Source organism: Novosphingobium sp. Chol11 (genome assembly GCF_900218065.1).
GTDB lineage: Bacteria > Pseudomonadota > Alphaproteobacteria > Sphingomonadales > Sphingomonadaceae > Sphingobium > Sphingobium agri.
Genome location: NZ_OBMU01000001.1, coordinates 2,110,956 through 2,127,248 on the forward strand (window position 1 = coordinate 2,110,956; position 16,293 = coordinate 2,127,248).

Annotated in this window: 14 protein-coding genes and 1 tRNA gene; 11 read left to right on the forward strand and 4 right to left on the reverse strand. The window is 63.1% G+C overall.

What is annotated here, in order from left to right; genetic code table 11:
- Positions 1-397: 397 nt before the first annotated feature.
- Together NCHOL11_RS10520 and NCHOL11_RS10525 are read left to right on the forward strand one after the other, a co-directional pair.
- Complete coding sequence (locus NCHOL11_RS10520; protein ID WP_097092261.1) at positions 398-1,351, forward strand: restriction endonuclease; 954 nt, start codon at positions 398-400, stop codon at positions 1,349-1,351.
- Entirely contained in the window at positions 1,348-1,902 is a 555-nt protein-coding gene (locus NCHOL11_RS10525) for a hypothetical protein (protein WP_097092262.1), read from the forward strand. The genes NCHOL11_RS10520 and NCHOL11_RS10525 overlap by 4 nt, the downstream gene beginning before the upstream one ends.
- A 49-nt stretch (positions 1,903-1,951) precedes the next feature.
- Here NCHOL11_RS10525 and NCHOL11_RS10530 read toward each other — a convergent pair whose 3' ends face one another.
- Positions 1,952-2,203 carry a hypothetical protein gene (locus NCHOL11_RS10530; protein WP_097092263.1) on the reverse strand — a complete coding sequence of 84 codons (252 nt, stop codon included), beginning with the start codon at positions 2,201-2,203 and terminating at the stop codon, positions 1,952-1,954.
- Between the two features lie 217 nt (positions 2,204-2,420).
- Between NCHOL11_RS10530 and NCHOL11_RS10535 the strand changes: the two genes are divergently transcribed.
- From NCHOL11_RS10535 to NCHOL11_RS10545, 3 genes are read left to right on the forward strand one after another with little or no spacing between them, the layout of a single operon-like run.
- Positions 2,421-2,924, forward strand: coding sequence for a DUF3489 domain-containing protein (locus NCHOL11_RS10535; RefSeq protein WP_097092264.1), 504 nt, complete (start codon positions 2,421-2,423; stop codon positions 2,922-2,924).
- Entirely contained in the window at positions 2,924-3,328 is a 405-nt protein-coding gene (locus tag NCHOL11_RS10540) for a DUF2924 domain-containing protein (protein WP_097092265.1), read from the forward strand. The genes NCHOL11_RS10535 and NCHOL11_RS10540 overlap by 1 nt, the downstream gene beginning before the upstream one ends.
- Positions 3,325-4,989: a recombinase family protein gene (locus NCHOL11_RS10545; RefSeq protein ID WP_097092266.1), complete on the forward strand. Its 1,665-nt coding sequence runs from the start codon at positions 3,325-3,327 to the stop codon at positions 4,987-4,989. The genes NCHOL11_RS10540 and NCHOL11_RS10545 overlap by 4 nt, the downstream gene beginning before the upstream one ends.
- Before the next feature lie 191 nt (positions 4,990-5,180).
- Here NCHOL11_RS10545 and NCHOL11_RS10550 read toward each other — a convergent pair.
- Positions 5,181-5,256, reverse strand: a tRNA-Thr gene (locus NCHOL11_RS10550).
- 187 nt (positions 5,257-5,443) lie between these two features.
- Between NCHOL11_RS10550 and NCHOL11_RS10555 the strand changes: the two genes are divergently transcribed.
- The 6 genes from NCHOL11_RS10555 to NCHOL11_RS10580 all read left to right on the forward strand — a co-directional run bounded on the left by NCHOL11_RS10555 (position 5,444) and on the right by NCHOL11_RS10580 (position 14,787).
- On the forward strand, positions 5,444-6,718 hold the full coding sequence (locus tag NCHOL11_RS10555; RefSeq protein WP_097092267.1) for a PAS domain-containing protein: 1,275 nt from the start codon (positions 5,444-5,446) through the stop codon (positions 6,716-6,718).
- 169 nt (positions 6,719-6,887) lie between these two features.
- The gene (locus tag NCHOL11_RS10560; protein ID WP_097092268.1) at positions 6,888-11,573 is read left to right on the forward strand and encodes an NAD-glutamate dehydrogenase; all 4,686 of its coding nucleotides are present in this window, start codon (positions 6,888-6,890) and stop codon (positions 11,571-11,573) included.
- Positions 11,574-11,783: 210 nt separating this feature from the next.
- Entirely contained in the window at positions 11,784-12,425 is a 642-nt protein-coding gene (locus NCHOL11_RS10565; protein WP_097092269.1) for a PepSY-associated TM helix domain-containing protein, read from the forward strand.
- Between the two features lie 19 nt (positions 12,426-12,444).
- Positions 12,445-12,969 (forward strand): DUF2271 domain-containing protein, encoded by a 525-nt coding sequence (locus NCHOL11_RS10570; protein WP_097092270.1) that lies wholly within the window; start codon positions 12,445-12,447, stop codon positions 12,967-12,969.
- A 10-nt stretch (positions 12,970-12,979) separates the two neighbouring features.
- Entirely contained in the window at positions 12,980-13,816 is an 837-nt protein-coding gene (locus tag NCHOL11_RS10575; RefSeq protein ID WP_097092271.1) for a DUF4198 domain-containing protein, read from the forward strand.
- A 98-nt stretch (positions 13,817-13,914) separates the two neighbouring features.
- A complete protein-coding gene (locus tag NCHOL11_RS10580; protein ID WP_097092272.1) occupies positions 13,915-14,787 on the forward strand; it encodes an FAD:protein FMN transferase in 873 nt (290 codons plus the stop codon).
- A gap of 10 nt (positions 14,788-14,797) precedes the next feature.
- On the opposite strand, the gene NCHOL11_RS10585 is transcribed toward NCHOL11_RS10580, so the two are convergent.
- Positions 14,798-15,481 (reverse strand): Fe2+-dependent dioxygenase, encoded by a 684-nt coding sequence (locus NCHOL11_RS10585; RefSeq protein WP_097092273.1) that lies wholly within the window; start codon positions 15,479-15,481, stop codon positions 14,798-14,800.
- Between the two features lie 29 nt (positions 15,482-15,510).
- Complete coding sequence (locus NCHOL11_RS10590) at positions 15,511-16,278, reverse strand: energy transducer TonB (RefSeq protein ID WP_097092885.1); 768 nt, start codon at positions 16,276-16,278, stop codon at positions 15,511-15,513.
- Positions 16,279-16,293 lie beyond the last annotated feature (15 nt).

A 16,293-nucleotide genomic window follows, 5' to 3' on the forward strand; every position in this document is an offset into this window, starting at 1 on the left:
ATCCAAACATGACAGTCGCAAAAGTCCCAGCTGAAGCCAAAAGCGATAGTCCATTAGCGATTATCGCTGGCCCAAAGCGGCGACCATTCGGCATGATTCAAGAATCCTGATGCCGCGTAGATGAAGCAGCTTTTAACCTACCCTCACCAAAGCGGCAGCTTCTTTCCACATTCCACTTGCCTGTTCGCTGAAGTCGAGCAATGTGGCCTCGCTTCCCGTGAAAGCCGGGAAGCGGGGCGTGGAAACCCCTCTACTCATGCTCGGTCACGGATTTTCCGGGGCCGGGTGGCATGCGCGCATGTCCAGCCGGCAACGGTAAAGGCGCATGCGCCTGTGAGTAGCAGGTTTCCAACATCCGGCTTCTGGCCGTCGCCCCGAGAGGACATAGGAGCGACGAATGAGCCGGGACGACAGCGGGAAAGATGGGGCGAAGATCGGGCGCTGCCCGGTTCGTTACATCAAGCTCGGCAGCGGCGGCCGCTGGGAATCCACGGCACTGCGAGAGGGCACGCTGGAATGGGGCAGCGAAGCCGACCCAGGTGAACTTGCCCGAGCTACGAACTGGGATGACGCTAGGCAGCACTATCTCCAGCATGGCGCATCACCCAGCACAGCAACGGGTTACACGCGCGAGCTGCGAGACTTCTTCACGCTAGGTTCCGACACGTTGTGGATTACCTTTGCCCGCGATCAGCTCTGGTGGGCCTTCGCTGAACCAGAGGTGGGACATAGAGGCGTTGCCACCGCTGATCACGCGTCCTTCTTCCGCCGCACCATCGGACCCTGGCGATCAAACAACATTCTAGGCGAACCGCTCATCCAGCATCGCCTCAGCAGCGCGCTCACCAAGGTCGCCAGCTATCCGCAGGCAATGTGCAGGGTTGAGGCGGAGGACTATCTCTTCCGCCTTATCAATGCTGAACTGGATGAAGCCGTTCTGCTCGCGCAGTCGGCTCTCGAAGGCCTCCACGCGAATTTGGAGCCGGTAATCAGGCAGCTGCACTGGCAGGACTTCGAGCTGCTGATCGACCTCATCTTCAGCCGCTCCGGATGGCGTCGGGTCTCGCGGCTCGGCGGCACGCTCAAGGATCATGACCTGCTCCTTGAACAGCCCATCACCGCTGAGCGGATCAGCGTCCAGGTAAAATCGACCAGCAGCCAGCGGGTGCTGGACCGCTACGCCAAGAGCTTCAACGACAATGATGTCGCGCACCGCCTTTTCTTCATAAGCCACGACGAACAGGCGCTGGCCTCTCCAGATCCGCGGATCATCACATGGTCGGTTAGTGACGTTTCACGGCAAACCGTTGCCGCCGGGCTGACCGACTGGCTGATGGAGCGCGCCGCATGAGCAAGGCGCCACATTCCGCACCCCCTGCTCAGCCTGTCGCTCAACCAAGGCGCCGTTGGGGCTGCTGGCTCGTCATCGCTCTCATCATTGCCTTCTTCGCCGTTGGCTTCCGGGCGACGCAGAAGGAGGCCGAAGCCTGGCAGCGGTTGCGCCCAGCTAATGTGAGCGCTGATCAGTGGAGCGAGCGCCTTGACCTCTGCAAAGAAGCCTCGATGGAGATGACACAGTGCGCCTCACAGTCGATGAAGACGATCAAAGCCGCCGTCGAAAAGGTGCGGGCAGAACGCCATGCCGCCTTCTGCGCCAAGGACGCGACCGCTCTTGCTGGTCAGCATGCAGAAGAGGCTGTGCGTGCTAACCTGAAATCGCCGGCGTCGGCTGACTTTGACGGGGCGGACCGCCGCGTAACGCATAACGGATGCCTTTACACCGTGCGAGGGACTGTAGACGCGCAGAACAGCTTTGGCGCGCTGCTGCGTTCAAGCTACAAGGTCAAGCTGCTGCGTATGGAAAATGACGAGTGGCTCGTGACCAAGGTGAGCATCGACTGAAATCGACGCCAACAATGGGGAAACCCGTTGCGGCACTCCGTGAGCGCGTTCAGGTGATCGGCTTGTTGAGGTTGACGGCCTCGGACCCCATCGCAGCATAATATTTGGCGCTGACGCAGTTAGCCACCACAGTCGGGTAGTCAGCGGACATGGCTGCGCGGGATTGCAGGATGCTGGCTTGCTGCGCCTCGCAATCCGACGCGGATACATAGGTCACCGGCTCGGCCTGGATGCGCTCGCAGACGGCAAGGTCATCCGAGCAACCGAACAGAACCAGGACGAGACCAGCGACTGCGCTCATGAAGGGTAGACGCGGGTCAGCCGTCGAAGTTCCGGTCGCTACCAACGCAGATTTTCTCGCGAGGTGAGGCACTTTCTAGTCGACTCCGTCCGGGAACAGAGCGAACGCTGGGACAAGAAAAATGCGGCCGGAACGAGCCGCTTGCCCCGATCGGCTTCGCCACGGGGCTGTGGGTGGTGGGAACGGCGCTTTTGCCGTCCCAGGCAGGAGACCACTCATGACCATCAGCTCAACACTCACGGATATTCAACGCATGCTGCTCACGGCTGCAGAGCAGCGCGAAGACGGCAGCCTTTTGCCTTTGCCGGAGGGAATCGGCAGCACCAAGGCGGGCCTTCGAAAAGAACTCCAGGCGCTCATTCATGCCGACCTTGCTGCTGAGGTCACAAGCGTCTGCCCGACGACGATGTGGCGCAAAATGGGCCGTAGGCCGCTGGGGCTCGCGATCACCGACGCTGGCCGCGCTGCTGTCGCCGCCCAGACCCATGATCCGGAAATAGGGGGACCGCCGCTTCAGCAGCCTCGGCATACCAAATCCGCTTTAGTCCTTGAGATGCTGCGGCGTGAGGCAGGCGCAACGCTGAGCGAACTGGCCAGCGCGACCAACTGGCTGCCGCACACCACGCGCGCCGCGCTGACCGGATTGCGGAAGAAGGGTCATGGTATCGAAAAGCGCCAACGAGGTGAGCTCAGCTGCTATCATCTGGGAAGCCAGGCCTGATGGCGAAGGTCGATTCTCAACTGGCAGCACTGTCGGCGATGAAGCCAACAGAGCTGAAAGCAGAATGGCGGCGCGTGCATGGGGCTCCGCCGCCGCGCGTCGCCTCCAGCCTTCTCGCACGGGCGCTAGCCTATGGCCTGCAATGCGCGGCGCAGGGTGGCATTGGCGAAAAGATGCGGCAGCGGCTAACGGGAATGAGGGCGGCGCGTGCGGCTCCCTCCCCTGCCCTGGCGCCTGGCATTCAGCTGGTGCGGGAGTGGGGCGGAGAGAGTCATCATGTGCTGATGGAGGAGAAGGGTCGCTGCAGCTATAGGGGGGAAACCTTCCCCTCGCTCTCAGCGCTCGCGCGGCACATCACTGGGGCACACTGGTCAGGGCCGCGTTTCTTCGGGATCACGCTATGACCCAGAAGAAGCGTCTGCGCTGCGCCATCTACACCCGCAAATCGACCGATGAAGGATTGGACCAGGCGTTTAACAGCCTGGACGCGCAGCGGGAGGCCTGCGCTGCCTATATCCTCAGCCAGAAAAGCGAAGGCTGGTCCTTGCTCCCGACCCTTTATGATGATGGTGGTTTTTCAGGTGGCGACATGAACCGCCCTGCCCTTGTCCGCCTGCTCGCCGATGTGCGGGCCGGCAAAGTGGATATCGTCATCGTCTACAAGGTGGATCGGCTTACCCGCAGCCTCAATGACTTCGCCCGCATCGTCGATGTGTTCGATAGGACCGGAGCCTCCTTCGTGTCAGTCACGCAGCAGTTCAACACCACCACCAGCATGGGGCGCCTGACCCTCAACGTGCTGCTGAGCTTTGCCCAGTTCGAGCGCGAGGTGATTGGCGAACGCATCAGGGACAAGATCGCGCAGTCCAAAGCCAAGGGCATGTGGATGGGCGGACCGGTGCCGCTTGGCTATGATGCGGTGGATCGCAATCTGGTGGCCAATGCTGCCGAGGCGAAAACGGTCGAGCACATCTTCCGCCGCTACCTCGCCGTTCCCTCAACGACAATATTGCTGAAGGAACTGAAGGCTGCCGGTATCGTGAGTAAGCCCCGGACGATGCGAGAAGGTACGGAACGAGGCGGCTGCCCCTTTGTGCGCGGACCGCTGCATCATCTGCTGGGCAATCCCATCTACATCGGCAAGATTCGCCACCGCGGTCAAATCTATGACGGCCAGCATCCGCCGATCATCGATCAGGCGCTTTGGGACGCCGTGCAGGCCAAGCGCTCCGCCGCGCTTGGTGATCGTAAGGGAAGAGGCCATAGCCAGCATAGCAGCCTACTCACCGGCATGATCCGCGATCATGTCGATCGCCCTCTGTCACCCAGCCATGCGGTTAGGAACAAGAAGCGCTATCGCTACTATGTCTCAGGCACGGCCTCCGTCGTCGATGGTGTCGAAGGCGATACTCCAGTACTGCGGTTGAACGCCAGGGAACTGGAAGAGGCCGTAGTGGAAGCCACCGCGCATCTGCTTGGCGATGAGCGCGCCATTATGGCTTTGCCCAGCGTTGATGCACTTGCGCTTCAACGCCGCTTCGAACGAGCGAAGAACCTTGCATCGGCATTGGGGGGCGGGAGCAAGTCTGAGGTCCGCCATCAACTGCTGACGCTTGGCGTGGCCATCACCGTTCACCCGGACCGCATCGACGCTTCGCTTAGTCAGGGCAAGCTCGCGGCAGTGCTCGATGGCACAACGTCACCACAGCCCGACGACGGCGACCGGATCACCATCCCAGTCATGACAACACCAGTGCGACGCGGTCCGACACTTAAACTGGTGATCGGGCCGCAGAAAGTGCGCCAGCCGCAAACTGATCTGGATCTCATCGCTCTGCTGCACAAGGCTGAGGCCGCCCGGCTAAAGCTTTTCACCCAGGGCGATGTGTTATCGCCAGCCCATCGAGAAGACGAGCGCATCGCGCGCATCGCCTTCCTAGCGCCTGACATCGTTGGCGCCATCCTCGAAGGTAGGCAGCCCCCGATGCTGACAGCCCGCCGACTGATCAGACATGCTGGCATTCCCCTGGACTGGAAAGACCAGCGCGAGGTCCTCGGCTTCTAGCCCCATTTCAAAATCGTGTGCCGCTCCACAAGGCCTCGTGAGACGCGGGGCCTTTTTCCTGTTTCCTGCAGGTGGAGTGGCGTCTCTATGGCCAACGGATTTCTGTTCAGGCCCTGAAACCTCGCAGAAGCGCGCCATTGTGACGTGCTGCGTCGTGCCGCGGCCGAGATATCGAGGATATTGGGAATGAGTGGTGCCGCTTACGTGACTCGAACACGTGACCCCATCATTACGAATGATGTGCTCTACCAACTGAGCTAAAGCGGCGTTGGGTGGGCCAGATAACAGCGGTTGGTGCGCAGGACAAGCGGGCATTGCATCTTTGCGCATCATCTTTGCAGGCATGCTCCTTCGCCGCTCCCTCATCGGCCGCCGCCTTCTTCACGGCATGTTTACCATCCCATGGCAGTGTCGAGTCTCAGGAAAGCTTTTCTTCTGGGTTAGGACCAGCCGGATGGACACTCTGCGGGGGCAGGAAATCTCCAGCGATCAGGATGATTTCGACTATGCCGACAATGGCGCGATCGAACCGCCGAGCGAGGTCGGCTCCGATGAGCGGCGCATGCAGGTGCGTGCCTATAATTATTGGGCGTCCCTGCTTGGGGACCGCGCGCTTCCTTCGATCGAGGATTTGTCACCCGATCAGCTGGAGGATTTTGGCCCGAACAGCGTGCTTCTCGATTTCAGCACCGGGCTAGACAATCCCGCCGTCGTCTATCTCGGCACCGCGCTCCGCCGGGAGTGCGAGGTCACCGGGTCGATCCAGTTCATTAACGATGTCCCGTCGCGCTCGCTGCTGTCACGCCTGACGGATCATTATCTTCAGATCATCGCCAACGCCGCGCCGATCGGGTTCGAGGCAGGGTTCGTCAATCAGCGAGGAGCGGAGATACTTTATCGCGGCATCCTCATGCCCTTCTCTTCGGATGGCGAGACGATTGATTTCGTCTTCGGCGTCATCAGCTGGAAGGAGCTGGCGAGCCAGGCCTTCGCCGACGAGTTGGGCCGCGAAGTCGATGCCGCCCTGCGCAGCAGCGCCGCGCCCCATGCGGTCGCGCCGATCTGGGCCGATGGTCCTGCGGCGGGCGAGGATGAAGACACGCTCGACCTGTCCGGCATGGAAAGCCCGGCCGAGGACGCGCCGCTTGCCGACTGGCTCGCCCTCGCCCGCGACGGGGCGGAACAGGCCCGCACCAGCGAAGCCCGCACCCATGGCGCCCTCTACCGCGCCATCGGCCTTGCCTATGACTTCGCGCTGATGAGCGAGGCGTCGCCGGCAGATTATGCGGAGATGCTGGCCGACGCCGGTATCAAGGCCCAGGCCCGCAGCCCGCTTACCGCCGTGGTGAAGCTGGTCTTCGGCTCCACCTATGACAAGACGCGCATCACCGAATATGCGACCGCGCTTGAGCATGCGAAGAGCGCCGGGCTCGGCCTCGGCGCGCTTGGCGACTATCTCGGCGCATATCCCGGCGGCCTCAAGGCCCTGATCCGCGACGAACGCGCCCAGCGCCGCGCCGCCCTGCCCGCTGCGAAGGACCCGCGCCAAACCGCCCGCGCCGCGATGAAGGCGGCTGCGCCCCTCGATCCCATCGCAGTCCGCACTGATGAAGACGGCCTCGCCGTCGTCGTCGCCCGGCGGGAAGCGGACGGCAGCCTCGCTATCGTTGGCGCGCTGCCCGACGGATTGGACCTTGGCCAGCGAGTCATCGTCGCCGCGGCAGCATAAAGACTTGATCATTTTATTTCGGCCAAATGTAATTTTCTTACCATTCCGGTTGAGCCGCTCCAAACCCTGGCGCATAACCTAAGGCCAGCCGGAGAGTCGCGCGGCAACGTTCCAGCGTCTTCTCCGTTCAGGCAAAGCGGCAACAGCCGCAGCGGGAAGAGGGTTACGCATGACGGCATTGTCCGAGCCGAAGTCCGGCCAAGTAGACGCATCGATCCGCAAGGCGCTTGAGGCCGCGCTCGAACGGGGCGCGCTCCCGGGCGAGAGCGACGATTTCGGTCATGACGCGGCGACCGCCGCCGCCACCTTCCTCGCCCGCACCGCTGACGTCCGCAGGTCCGGCCAGCTCGCCATCGCCATCGAAACGCTCGGCGAAGGGGCGACCGGGCGCTACATGCGCATCGCCATCGTCAATGACGACATGCCGTTCCTGGTGGATTCGATCGCCAACGCGCTCGCCGCCCATGACATCACCATCTACCGCCTGCTGCACCCGGTCCTGTCGGTCGATCGCGCGGACGGCGGCAGGCTCGGCGCCATCCTGGACGACGAAGCCCCCGGCGCCCGCCGCGAATCCATGATCTATATCGAAGCGGACCGCGCCGATGCGAAGGGCCGCCGCGCACTGGAAAAGGCGTTGCGCGACACACTGGCCGATGTCCGCATCGCGGTCGCCGACTGGCCCCGGATGCGCGAAGCGATGAGCCGGGATGCAGACGCGATCCCCGATGGCGAAGGCGCGGCGCTGCTCCGCTGGTTCCTCGCCCGCCATTTCACCCAGACCGGGCATGAGCGCCGCCACCGCGACGGCAGGGCGGACGATCGGCTTGGCATATGTTCGCTCGGCGACACGCCGCTGCTGTCGCCCGCCTCGCTTGAAGCCGCCTTCACCTGGTTCGAGGAAGGCCGCCGCAACCCGCTCATCATCAAATCGAACATCTTGTCGCGCGTCCACCGCGCCGTTCTGCTCGACCTCATCATCGTGCCGGTGCGCGAAGGGAAACAGGTCGTCGCCCTGTCCATCCATGCCGGCATGTGGACCAGCGCGGCGCTGTCCGCCAGCCCTGACAAGGTGCCGCTGCTCCGCTCCGCCCTGTCGGCGCTGATGGACAAGTTCGGCTTCGATCCGGGTGGCCATGCGGGCAAGGTGCTGGTCCACGCGCTCACTGCCCTGCCGCATGACATATTGATCGGCTTCGATCATGAAACGCTCGAACGGCTGGCGCTCACCTTCATGTCGCTGACCGATCGTCCGCGTCCGAAACTGGCGCTCGGCACCAGCGCGCTTGCCCGGCATCTCTATGCCTTCGCCTGGCTGCCACGCGACGAACTAAGCACGGCTCGCCGCCTCGCGGTACAGGACATGCTCTCGCAGGCCGCCAACGCGCCGGTGCTCAGCTGGTCGATCGCCCTTGAGGAAAGCGGCCTCGCACTGCTCCGCATCACACTCGACCTGCGCGATGGCGGCGTCGTGCCCGACGAAGCCCCGCTCGACCGGCAATTGAAGCAGATGGTGCGCGGCTGGGTCCCCGCCGTCGAGGAAGCTCTTGCCGATACCGAGGAGCCGGGCCGCGCCGCCGCGCTCGCCCAACGCTATGCGCCCGGCTTCCCCATGGCGTACCGCAATGGTGCTGGCCCTTCCGAAGCGGCGATCGACATTCGCCTGCTCCACGGCCTGGGCGGCCCCGGCGACAAGTCGATCCGCATCTACCGCAATGGAGAGGATAGGCCCGAACAACTGCGCCTGAAGCTTTACAGCCACGATGTCATCGCGCTGTCCGAAGTCGTCCCCGCTTTCGAGAATTTCGGCTTCCGCGTGATCGACGAAATGACGACGGCGGTCGATGGCGGCGCGCAGGGCCATGTGCAGCGCTTCGTTCTGGAACTCCCGCCGGGCGGCAGCGGCGACGCGGTCGTCGCCCGCGCCTCGGTCGTCACGGAAGCCATCGCCCAGGTGCTGGAGGGCCGGGCTGAAAATGACCGCTTCAATGAGTTGATCGTGACGGCGGGCCTCGCGCCGCACGCCGTCGTGCTCTTCCGCGCGCTGTTCCGCTACCTCCGCCAGACCGGCATGGCCTATGGCATGGCGACCTTTGCCGAAACGCTGCGGCGGGAACAGGACATCGCCCGCCAACTCGTCACCCTGTTCGAGGCCCTGCATGATCCGGCCGTGAAGGATGGTCCCGCCCGCGCCGAACAGGCGCAGGCGGCGATCACCGCTGGCCTTGAAAAGGTCAGCGCCATCGACGAGGACCGGGTACTGCGCCTGCTGCGCGCCGTCATCACCGCGACGCTGCGCACCAATTTCTTCAGCGAAGCCGCAGCCGAAGCACTCGCCTTCAAGCTCGACAGCGCGCAAGTGCCTGGCCTTCCCGCTCCCCTTCCCTGGCGCGAAATCTGGGTCTACTCCCCCCGCGTCGAGGGCATTCACCTGCGCGCGGGGCCGATCGCCCGTGGCGGCCTGCGCTGGTCGGACCGGCGCGACGATTTCCGTACGGAAATCCTTGGCCTCATGAAGGCGCAGCGGGTGAAGAATGCCGTCATCGTGCCCACCGGTGCAAAGGGCGGCTTCTATCCCAAGCAGCTTCCCAATCCGCAAGTCGATCGCGACGCCTGGATGGCGGAAGGCACCGAAAGCTACCGCATCTTCATCCGCGCGCTGCTGTCCGTCACCGACAATATTGTGAAGGGCAAGGTCCGCCATCCTGCCCGGGTCGTCATCCATGATGGCGACGATCCCTATTTCGTCGTCGCGGCGGACAAGGGTACGGCGACCTTCAGCGACGTAGCCAACGCCATCGCGCTCGACCATGATTTCTGGCTGGGCGATGCTTTCGCCAGCGGCGGATCGCACGGCTATGATCACAAGGCGATGGGCATCACCGCGCGCGGCGCCTGGATCAGCGTCCGGCGGCACTTTGCCGAAATGGGCATCGATGTGCAAAGCGAGCCCGTCACCGTCGTCGGCTGTGGCGACATGTCGGGTGACGTGTTCGGCAACGGCATGCTGCTGTCGAAGTCGATCCGGCTGCTCGCCGCTTTCGACCATCGCCACATCTTCCTTGATCCCGATCCCGACCCGGCGAAAAGCTGGGAGGAACGCAACCGCCTGTTCCAGCTGCCCCGGTCGAGTTGGGACGATTATGACAAGTCGCTGATCTCAAAGGGCGGCGGCGTCTTCCCACGCACCCTGAAAAGCATCACTCTGACGCCTCAGGTTCAGGCGATCCTCGGCGTCGCGGATATGGAGATGGAGCCAACCGCCCTCATTGGCGCGATACTCAAAAGCCCTGCGGACCTTCTATGGTTTGGCGGCATCGGCACCTATGTGAAGGCCGCGGCGCAGAGCCATGGCGAAGTCGGCGATCCCGCCAATGATCGCCTGCGCGTCAATGCAGAGGAATTGCGCGTCAAGGTCGTCGGTGAAGGGGCCAATCTCGGCGTCACCCAGGCGGCCCGCATCGCCTTCTCGCTGCGTGCCGGGCGCATCAACACAGACTTCATCGACAATTCGGCGGGCGTCGATTGCTCGGACAATGAAGTGAACATCAAGATCGCGCTGAACAAGGAGATGACCGAAGGCCGTTTGACCTTCGAAGCGCGCAACAAGCTGCTGGAAAGCATGACGGATGCCGTCGCCGACATCGTGCTGGAGGATAACCGGCTTCAGGTGCTTGGCCTTTCCATCGCCGAAAGCGGGGGCGCGGCCGACCTTGCCAGCTATGTCCGGCTGATCGAAACATTCGAGGAAAGCGGCCGCCTCGACCGGCAGGTCGAAGGGCTCGCAGCGAACGATGTGCTGCTCCGGCGTGGACAGGACGGCCTTGGCCTTACCCGCCCCGAACTCGCCGTGCTCCTGTCCACCGCCAAGCTCGCGCTTCAGGATTCGATCGAACAGGGGCAACTCGCCCTTGATCCCAGCATGGGGCCTGAACTTGCCGCCGCCTTCCCCCCTGCCATGCAGAAGAAGGAAGGGGATGCGATCGCGGCGCATACGCTCGCCAGGGAGATTGTCGCGACAAAGGTCGCCAACCGCATCGTCAACCGGCTCGGCCTCATCCACCCTTTTGAACTGGCCGAAGAGGAAGGCTGCTCGCTGGCCGACCTCGCCAGCGCCTTCCTGATCGCAGAGCGGCTCTATGACATCGGCACCCTCTGGGCCGATATCGACGCCACCGCCATGTCGGAGAGCGCCCGCCTCGCGCTGTTCGCCGATGTCGCCATCGGCGTACGCACACAGATCGCCGACATATTGCGCAGTCTGCCCGCAGGAACACTGCCCGGCGCAGGTCACGCGCTGCTTGCCAAGGGCGTCGAAAAGCTCGCGCGGGAGGTTGACGGCCTCCTCACCAGCGAAGCCTTGCGCCGCACCAGCGCCGTGGCCGATCGCCTGGCCACCCTCGGCGCGCCGGAGGATCTCGTGCGCCGCACCGCCGGTCTCTTCAAGCTCGATGGCGCGGTCGGCATCGCCGCCCTTGCCGGGCAGTTGAAGGTCGACGAAGTCGCGCTCACCCGCGCCTTCACCCATTTGGGCGAAGCGGTCGGCATCGACTGGGTCCAATCGACCGCCGCCCGCATGTCGCCCAGCGACCCGTGGGAAAGGCTGCTCATTTCCGGCGTCGCCCGCGACATGCAGCAGGTCCGGCTCGACTTCCTCGAACAGGGCGGCAAGCTCAGCGATGGCAGGTCCGGCGGCAAGGACATCATCGCCCATGTCGATGCATGGCTCGCCGAAAAACAGCCCCGCATCACCCAATTCCGCGCCCTCGTCCAACGCGCCAAGGCCGCAGCCGCCCCCAACGTCGCCATGCTCGCCGAAATAGCGGGCCAGGCACGGGGGCTGCTGGGCCGCTAAACCTCGTTCACCATCTTCGCCCTCTCTCCGGTCTTACCTCGTCATCCCAGCGAAAGCTGGGATCTCGTGCCTCAATGCGCTTTCCAGCCAAACGCACACAAAACACGCGCCAATCCATACACTTTAATACAATTTACCCTCTCTCCCCGTTTGCAATTGCGAGTCGTTCGCGTTATCCGGTCCACCTCATCATCAGGACCGATCCATCCCATGCATGCCCCCGTTCACCTTCAGCAGCAGAAGAAAAAGAAAAAGACCTTCTGGCTGAAGCAGCTGCACAGCTGGCATTGGATCAGTTCCGCGATCAGCCTCATCGGCCTCCTGCTCTTCGCCTTCACCGGCATCACGCTCAACCACGCCGCCGACGTCGAAGGATCGCCGCAGACCGTGGAAAAGTCCGCGACTCTGCCCGCCCCGCTCCTGAAGCAGGTGGCTCCGGACAACCAAGCCGACAGCAAAAAGCCTCTCCCCGCGCCTGTCGCCGCCTGGGTCGAAAAGGAAATCGGCGCTCGCGCTGCGGGCGATGCGGAATGGTCCGCCGACGAGATCTACCTCGCCCTCCCCCGCCCCGGCGGCGACGGCTGGGTCTCGATCGACCGGCAAAGCGGCGCTGTGACCAGCGAAAGCACCAGCCGCGGCTGGATCAGCTATCTCAATGACCTCCACAAGGGCCGCAACACCGGCACTGCCTGGAAATGGTTCATCGACATCTTCGCCATCGCTTGTTTCGTCTTCGCAATGACTGGCCTTCTCCTCCTCCAGCTCCACGCTGCCAAGCGCCCGAGCACCTGGCCTCTGGTAGGAGCAGGCCTCATTATCCCAACGCTTTTAATTCTTCTCTTCCTTCATTAATTTAGGGGACCAGCAGCCAATGCAAAGCCGCTACAAACTCATTCTTGGCAGCAGCGCCGCCTTCGGCGCGGCCGCCATCCCCGCCACCGCGCAGACGCTGAACGTCAACGTCGCCATCCCGCGCCTCTCCGTCGCCGAATATCACCGCCCCTACGTCGCGATCTGGCTGGAAAAGGAAGGCGCCACCCCGCGCACCCTGTCGGTCTGGTATGATGTCGACAAGGCAAAGGGCGAAGGCACCAAATGGCTCCGCGACATCCGCCAATGGTGGCGCGTCTCCGGACGGTCGCTCAAAGTTCCCGCGGACGGCATCACCGGCGCCACACGCGCTCCGGGTGACCAAAAGGTCGCCTTCACCACGGGCAAAGGCCCGCTCGGCCAACTCACACCGGGCAACTACACGCTCGTCGTAGAGGCCGCCCGCGAAGTCGGCGGCCGCGAACTGCTCCGCCTGCCGTTCAGCTGGCCGGCAAAGCCCGGCACTGTGGTCCGCGCAAAGGGCAATAACGAATTGGGGCAGGTCAGCCTCAGCGTCAGCAAATAAGGGGATTCCGATGAAAGCCAAATATCTGATCGCAGCGGCCCTCACTGCGTCGATGGCCACAAGCGCTGAGGCGCACCGCCAGTGGATGTTGCCGTCCTCGACCACCTTGTCCGGCACGGACAGCTGGGTCACTGTCGATGCTGCGGTATCGAACGACCTCTTTTACTTCGAACATATGCCGATGCGCACCGACGCGGTCGCAGTGACGCAGCCAGATGGATCGACTGGCAAGATCGAAAACGCCGCGACTGGCAAATATCGCTCCACCTTCGATGTTCACCTGACGCAGCCCGGCACGTATCGCGTCGCCAGCGTTTCGACGGGCATCATGGGCAGCTACACCTTGAACGGTGAGGTGAAGCGCCTGCCCCGCGGCACAACCAAGGACAAGCTGTCGGCGGCCATCCCGGCGGGAGCCACAAATGTCCAGACAGTCGAGGCTTCCAACCGCAACGAGATTTTCCTCACGCTGGGAGCGCCTACCACTACGATATTCAAGCCGACCGGCGTTGGCATAGAATTGGTGCCCGTCACCCATCCGAACGATTTGGTCGCAGGCGAGGCAGCGACCTTCCAGTTTCTCGTCGACGGGAAGCCCGCTGCAGACCTTAAGGTAACAGTGATCCCCGGCGGCATCCGCTACCGTGACGCGTTGGGCCAGCAGGATCTGGTCACCGGCAAGGACGGAAAAGTTTCGATCAACTGGCCACAGCCCGGCATGTACTGGTTGAATGCCTCAATAGGCGGAAATCGCGAAGGTGGCGAAGGCGCACAGGCGGCATCGCCCGCCACTCCGGCACCGCGCCGCGCCTCCTATGTCACCACCTTGGAAGTGCTGGCCCCCTGACCGGCATTCGCGTCGCCATCCCTGACATTCCGCCTCCTCCGCCTCGTTCGGCTCAGCGGGATGGAACGGGGTACATTACAGAGCTTTCCGGGCCGACCATGGGCACAAGCTGGTCGGCCCGGATTGTCGATGCTCCGCCGGGCTGCGGAGACGCAATCGAAGATGTACTCGCGCGCATCATAGCGCAGATGAGCAACTGGGAAGCAGATTCCGACATCAGCCGCTTCAACGCATTGCCGATCGGGGCTTGGACGACGCTGCCGTCAGACATGATGACGGTTCTCACGGCCGGATTGGCCATGGCGCGATTGTCCGGCGGTGCGTTCGACCCGGCCCTCGGACAGATGGTTGAACGGTGGGGTTTCGGCCCCACAGGCATCACAGGCCCTGAGATAGTGCCTGCTCATCTCGCACCATGGACCATGATCGAGATCGCCGATCAGAGCGCTCGCCGCCTGGCTGACGTGAAGCTGGACTTCTCTGGAATAGCCAAGGGTTTTGCAGTCGACGCGGTGGCAGAAGCCCTCCGCGATCTAGGCGCCCGGCATTTTCTGGTCGAGATCGGGGGGGAACTGCGCGGCGAAGGATTTAAGCCCGATCACCAGCCCTGGTGGGTCGATGTCGAGGCGCCGCCGCGTCTCTCAGCGCCCATCCTGCGCATCGCCTTGTGCGGCCTTTCTGTAGCCACGTCAGGCGACTATGTTCGTTTCCGCGCAGAGAACGAGACGCATTTGTCTCACAGCATCGACCCGTCAACTGGCAGGCCGATCGGCAATGATGTCGCGTCTGTCACGGTCTTGCACGAAAGCGCTATGCTGGCTGACGCTTGGGCAACTGCGATCACGATTTTGGGGCATGAGCGTGGCATGGCGTTGGCGACGCGTCTTGATGTCGCCGCCCGCCTCATTCTCCGCGCGGGCGATGGCGTCATGGAGTATATGACGCCTGCCCTGGCTTCGATGCTTGATTAGCCGAGCCGCTTCAGGCGTCTGCCCATCGCCGCAGCAGATTGTGATAGACGCCCGTCAACCGGATCACCTGGGCATTGTCATGGCCAAGATCGACGGCCAGAGCCTGTATGCTGCTGTCCAAGTCAAACATCATCTGACGCGCAGCGTCGTCCCGGACCATCGACTGGATCCAGAAGAAGCTGGCGGTTCGCCGCCCGCGCGTAACCGGCTCCACGCGATGAAGCGACGACGAAGGGTACAAAACCGCATGCCCTGCCGGGAGCTTCACCTGCTGCACGCCGAAATTCGTTTCGATAGTCAATTCGCCGCCGTCATAGCTTTGCGGGTCTTCCAGGAAGACCGTGATCGATAGGTCCGACCTGACCCTGAAGCCGGTCCCCGCCTGCACCCGGACGGCGTTATCCACATGAACGCCAAATGCCTGCCCGCCTTCATAGCTGTTGAACAGCGGGGGGAATATCTTGAGTGGCAATGCAGCAGCGATAAAAAGCGGCGAGCGCCCCAATGCCTCCAAGACGATCTGCCCCGCCTGCTGAGCTTCATGCGCATCTTCGGGCAATTGCATGTTGCGCTTGGCGAGCGCCGATTGATGGCCCGACGTCACATTGCCGTCGATCCACTGCGCTTGCCCAATCAGCGCGCGTGTGCGCTCCACATGTGCAGCATCGAGCAGGTCGGGAATGACGGTGAGCATATCGAAAACTCTGTTGAACAGCTCTGGGGTCAGGCGCCTTCGGTGCGCAGGACGAAGGGAATTTCCACCACGCCCTTCACTTTGACGGGCTGCCCATCGCGGATTGTCGGTTTCCAGCGCCATGTCCGAACTGCGTCACGCGCAGCCGCATCCAGGCGTGAAAAGCCGCTACTCTGGGCAATCGTCAGGCTCTCCACCGCGCCATCAATCCCCAAGGTCAAGGCCAACAACACCGTCCCCTGCTCGCGCTTGCGGCGGCTCTCGATCGGATAGCGAGGTGGCTTGCCAGACACCATCTGCGTCGCGAGATCGCCACCTTGCACGGTGCTGGGCGCAGCCGAAGCAGATGAGACGACGGTAGCCGGAGCGGGGCTGATAACAGGGACCACGGGAGCCCGGACGGGTGTCGGCTCAGGTGTCGTGGCGATCGGCACCGGCGGCATCGGGACGTGCACCAGAGGCGGCGGCGCTACCACTTGCGGTGCTGAAGGTGGTGGTGGTGGAGTGTCATCGGCGGGCGGGGGCGGAGGCGGCATCAGGTTAACGACGGAAAGGCGGGTCTCCCGCACGCGCTGAGCATGTTGCCGCGCCTGCATCAGGACGAAAATCAGAATGCCATGAACAAGAATGATGAGCAAAACAGCAGGAAGATTGATCGACCGCCGCTCGCCATAGCGAGGTCCCGCAGTCGCCGTAACCTCATCTAGCCTGGTACGTGGGAGAAGATGGGGAGCATCCGACGGGAAAGTGGCGGGTGCGATATCATCTGCAATGAACCGTTCGGCCGCACCAAGCATGCCCATTCCCCTTTT

What these genes read in the sequence shown, in the direction of transcription:
- NCHOL11_RS10520 (WP_097092261.1), top strand. Translation starts at nt 398, where the DNA reads ATGAGCCGGGACGACAGCGGGAAAGATGGGGCGAAGATCGGGCGCTGC.
- NCHOL11_RS10525 (WP_097092262.1), top strand. Translation starts at nt 1,348, where the DNA reads ATGAGCAAGGCGCCACATTCCGCACCCCCTGCTCAGCCTGTCGCTCAA.
- NCHOL11_RS10530 (WP_097092263.1), bottom strand. Translation starts at nt 2,203, where the DNA reads ATGAGCGCAGTCGCTGGTCTCGTCCTGGTTCTGTTCGGTTGCTCGGAT.
- NCHOL11_RS10535 (WP_097092264.1), top strand. Translation starts at nt 2,421, where the DNA reads ATGACCATCAGCTCAACACTCACGGATATTCAACGCATGCTGCTCACG.
- NCHOL11_RS10540 (WP_097092265.1), top strand. Translation starts at nt 2,924, where the DNA reads ATGGCGAAGGTCGATTCTCAACTGGCAGCACTGTCGGCGATGAAGCCA.
- NCHOL11_RS10545 (WP_097092266.1), top strand. Translation starts at nt 3,325, where the DNA reads ATGACCCAGAAGAAGCGTCTGCGCTGCGCCATCTACACCCGCAAATCG.
- NCHOL11_RS10555 (WP_097092267.1), top strand. Translation starts at nt 5,444, where the DNA reads ATGGACACTCTGCGGGGGCAGGAAATCTCCAGCGATCAGGATGATTTC.
- NCHOL11_RS10560 (WP_097092268.1), top strand. Translation starts at nt 6,888, where the DNA reads ATGACGGCATTGTCCGAGCCGAAGTCCGGCCAAGTAGACGCATCGATC.
- NCHOL11_RS10565 (WP_097092269.1), top strand. Translation starts at nt 11,784, where the DNA reads ATGCATGCCCCCGTTCACCTTCAGCAGCAGAAGAAAAAGAAAAAGACC.
- NCHOL11_RS10570 (WP_097092270.1), top strand. Translation starts at nt 12,445, where the DNA reads ATGCAAAGCCGCTACAAACTCATTCTTGGCAGCAGCGCCGCCTTCGGC.
- NCHOL11_RS10575 (WP_097092271.1), top strand. Translation starts at nt 12,980, where the DNA reads ATGAAAGCCAAATATCTGATCGCAGCGGCCCTCACTGCGTCGATGGCC.
- NCHOL11_RS10580 (WP_097092272.1), top strand. Translation starts at nt 13,915, where the DNA reads ATGGGCACAAGCTGGTCGGCCCGGATTGTCGATGCTCCGCCGGGCTGC.
- NCHOL11_RS10585 (WP_097092273.1), bottom strand. Translation starts at nt 15,481, where the DNA reads ATGCTCACCGTCATTCCCGACCTGCTCGATGCTGCACATGTGGAGCGC.
- NCHOL11_RS10590 (WP_097092885.1), bottom strand. Translation starts at nt 16,278, where the DNA reads ATGCTTGGTGCGGCCGAACGGTTCATTGCAGATGATATCGCACCCGCC.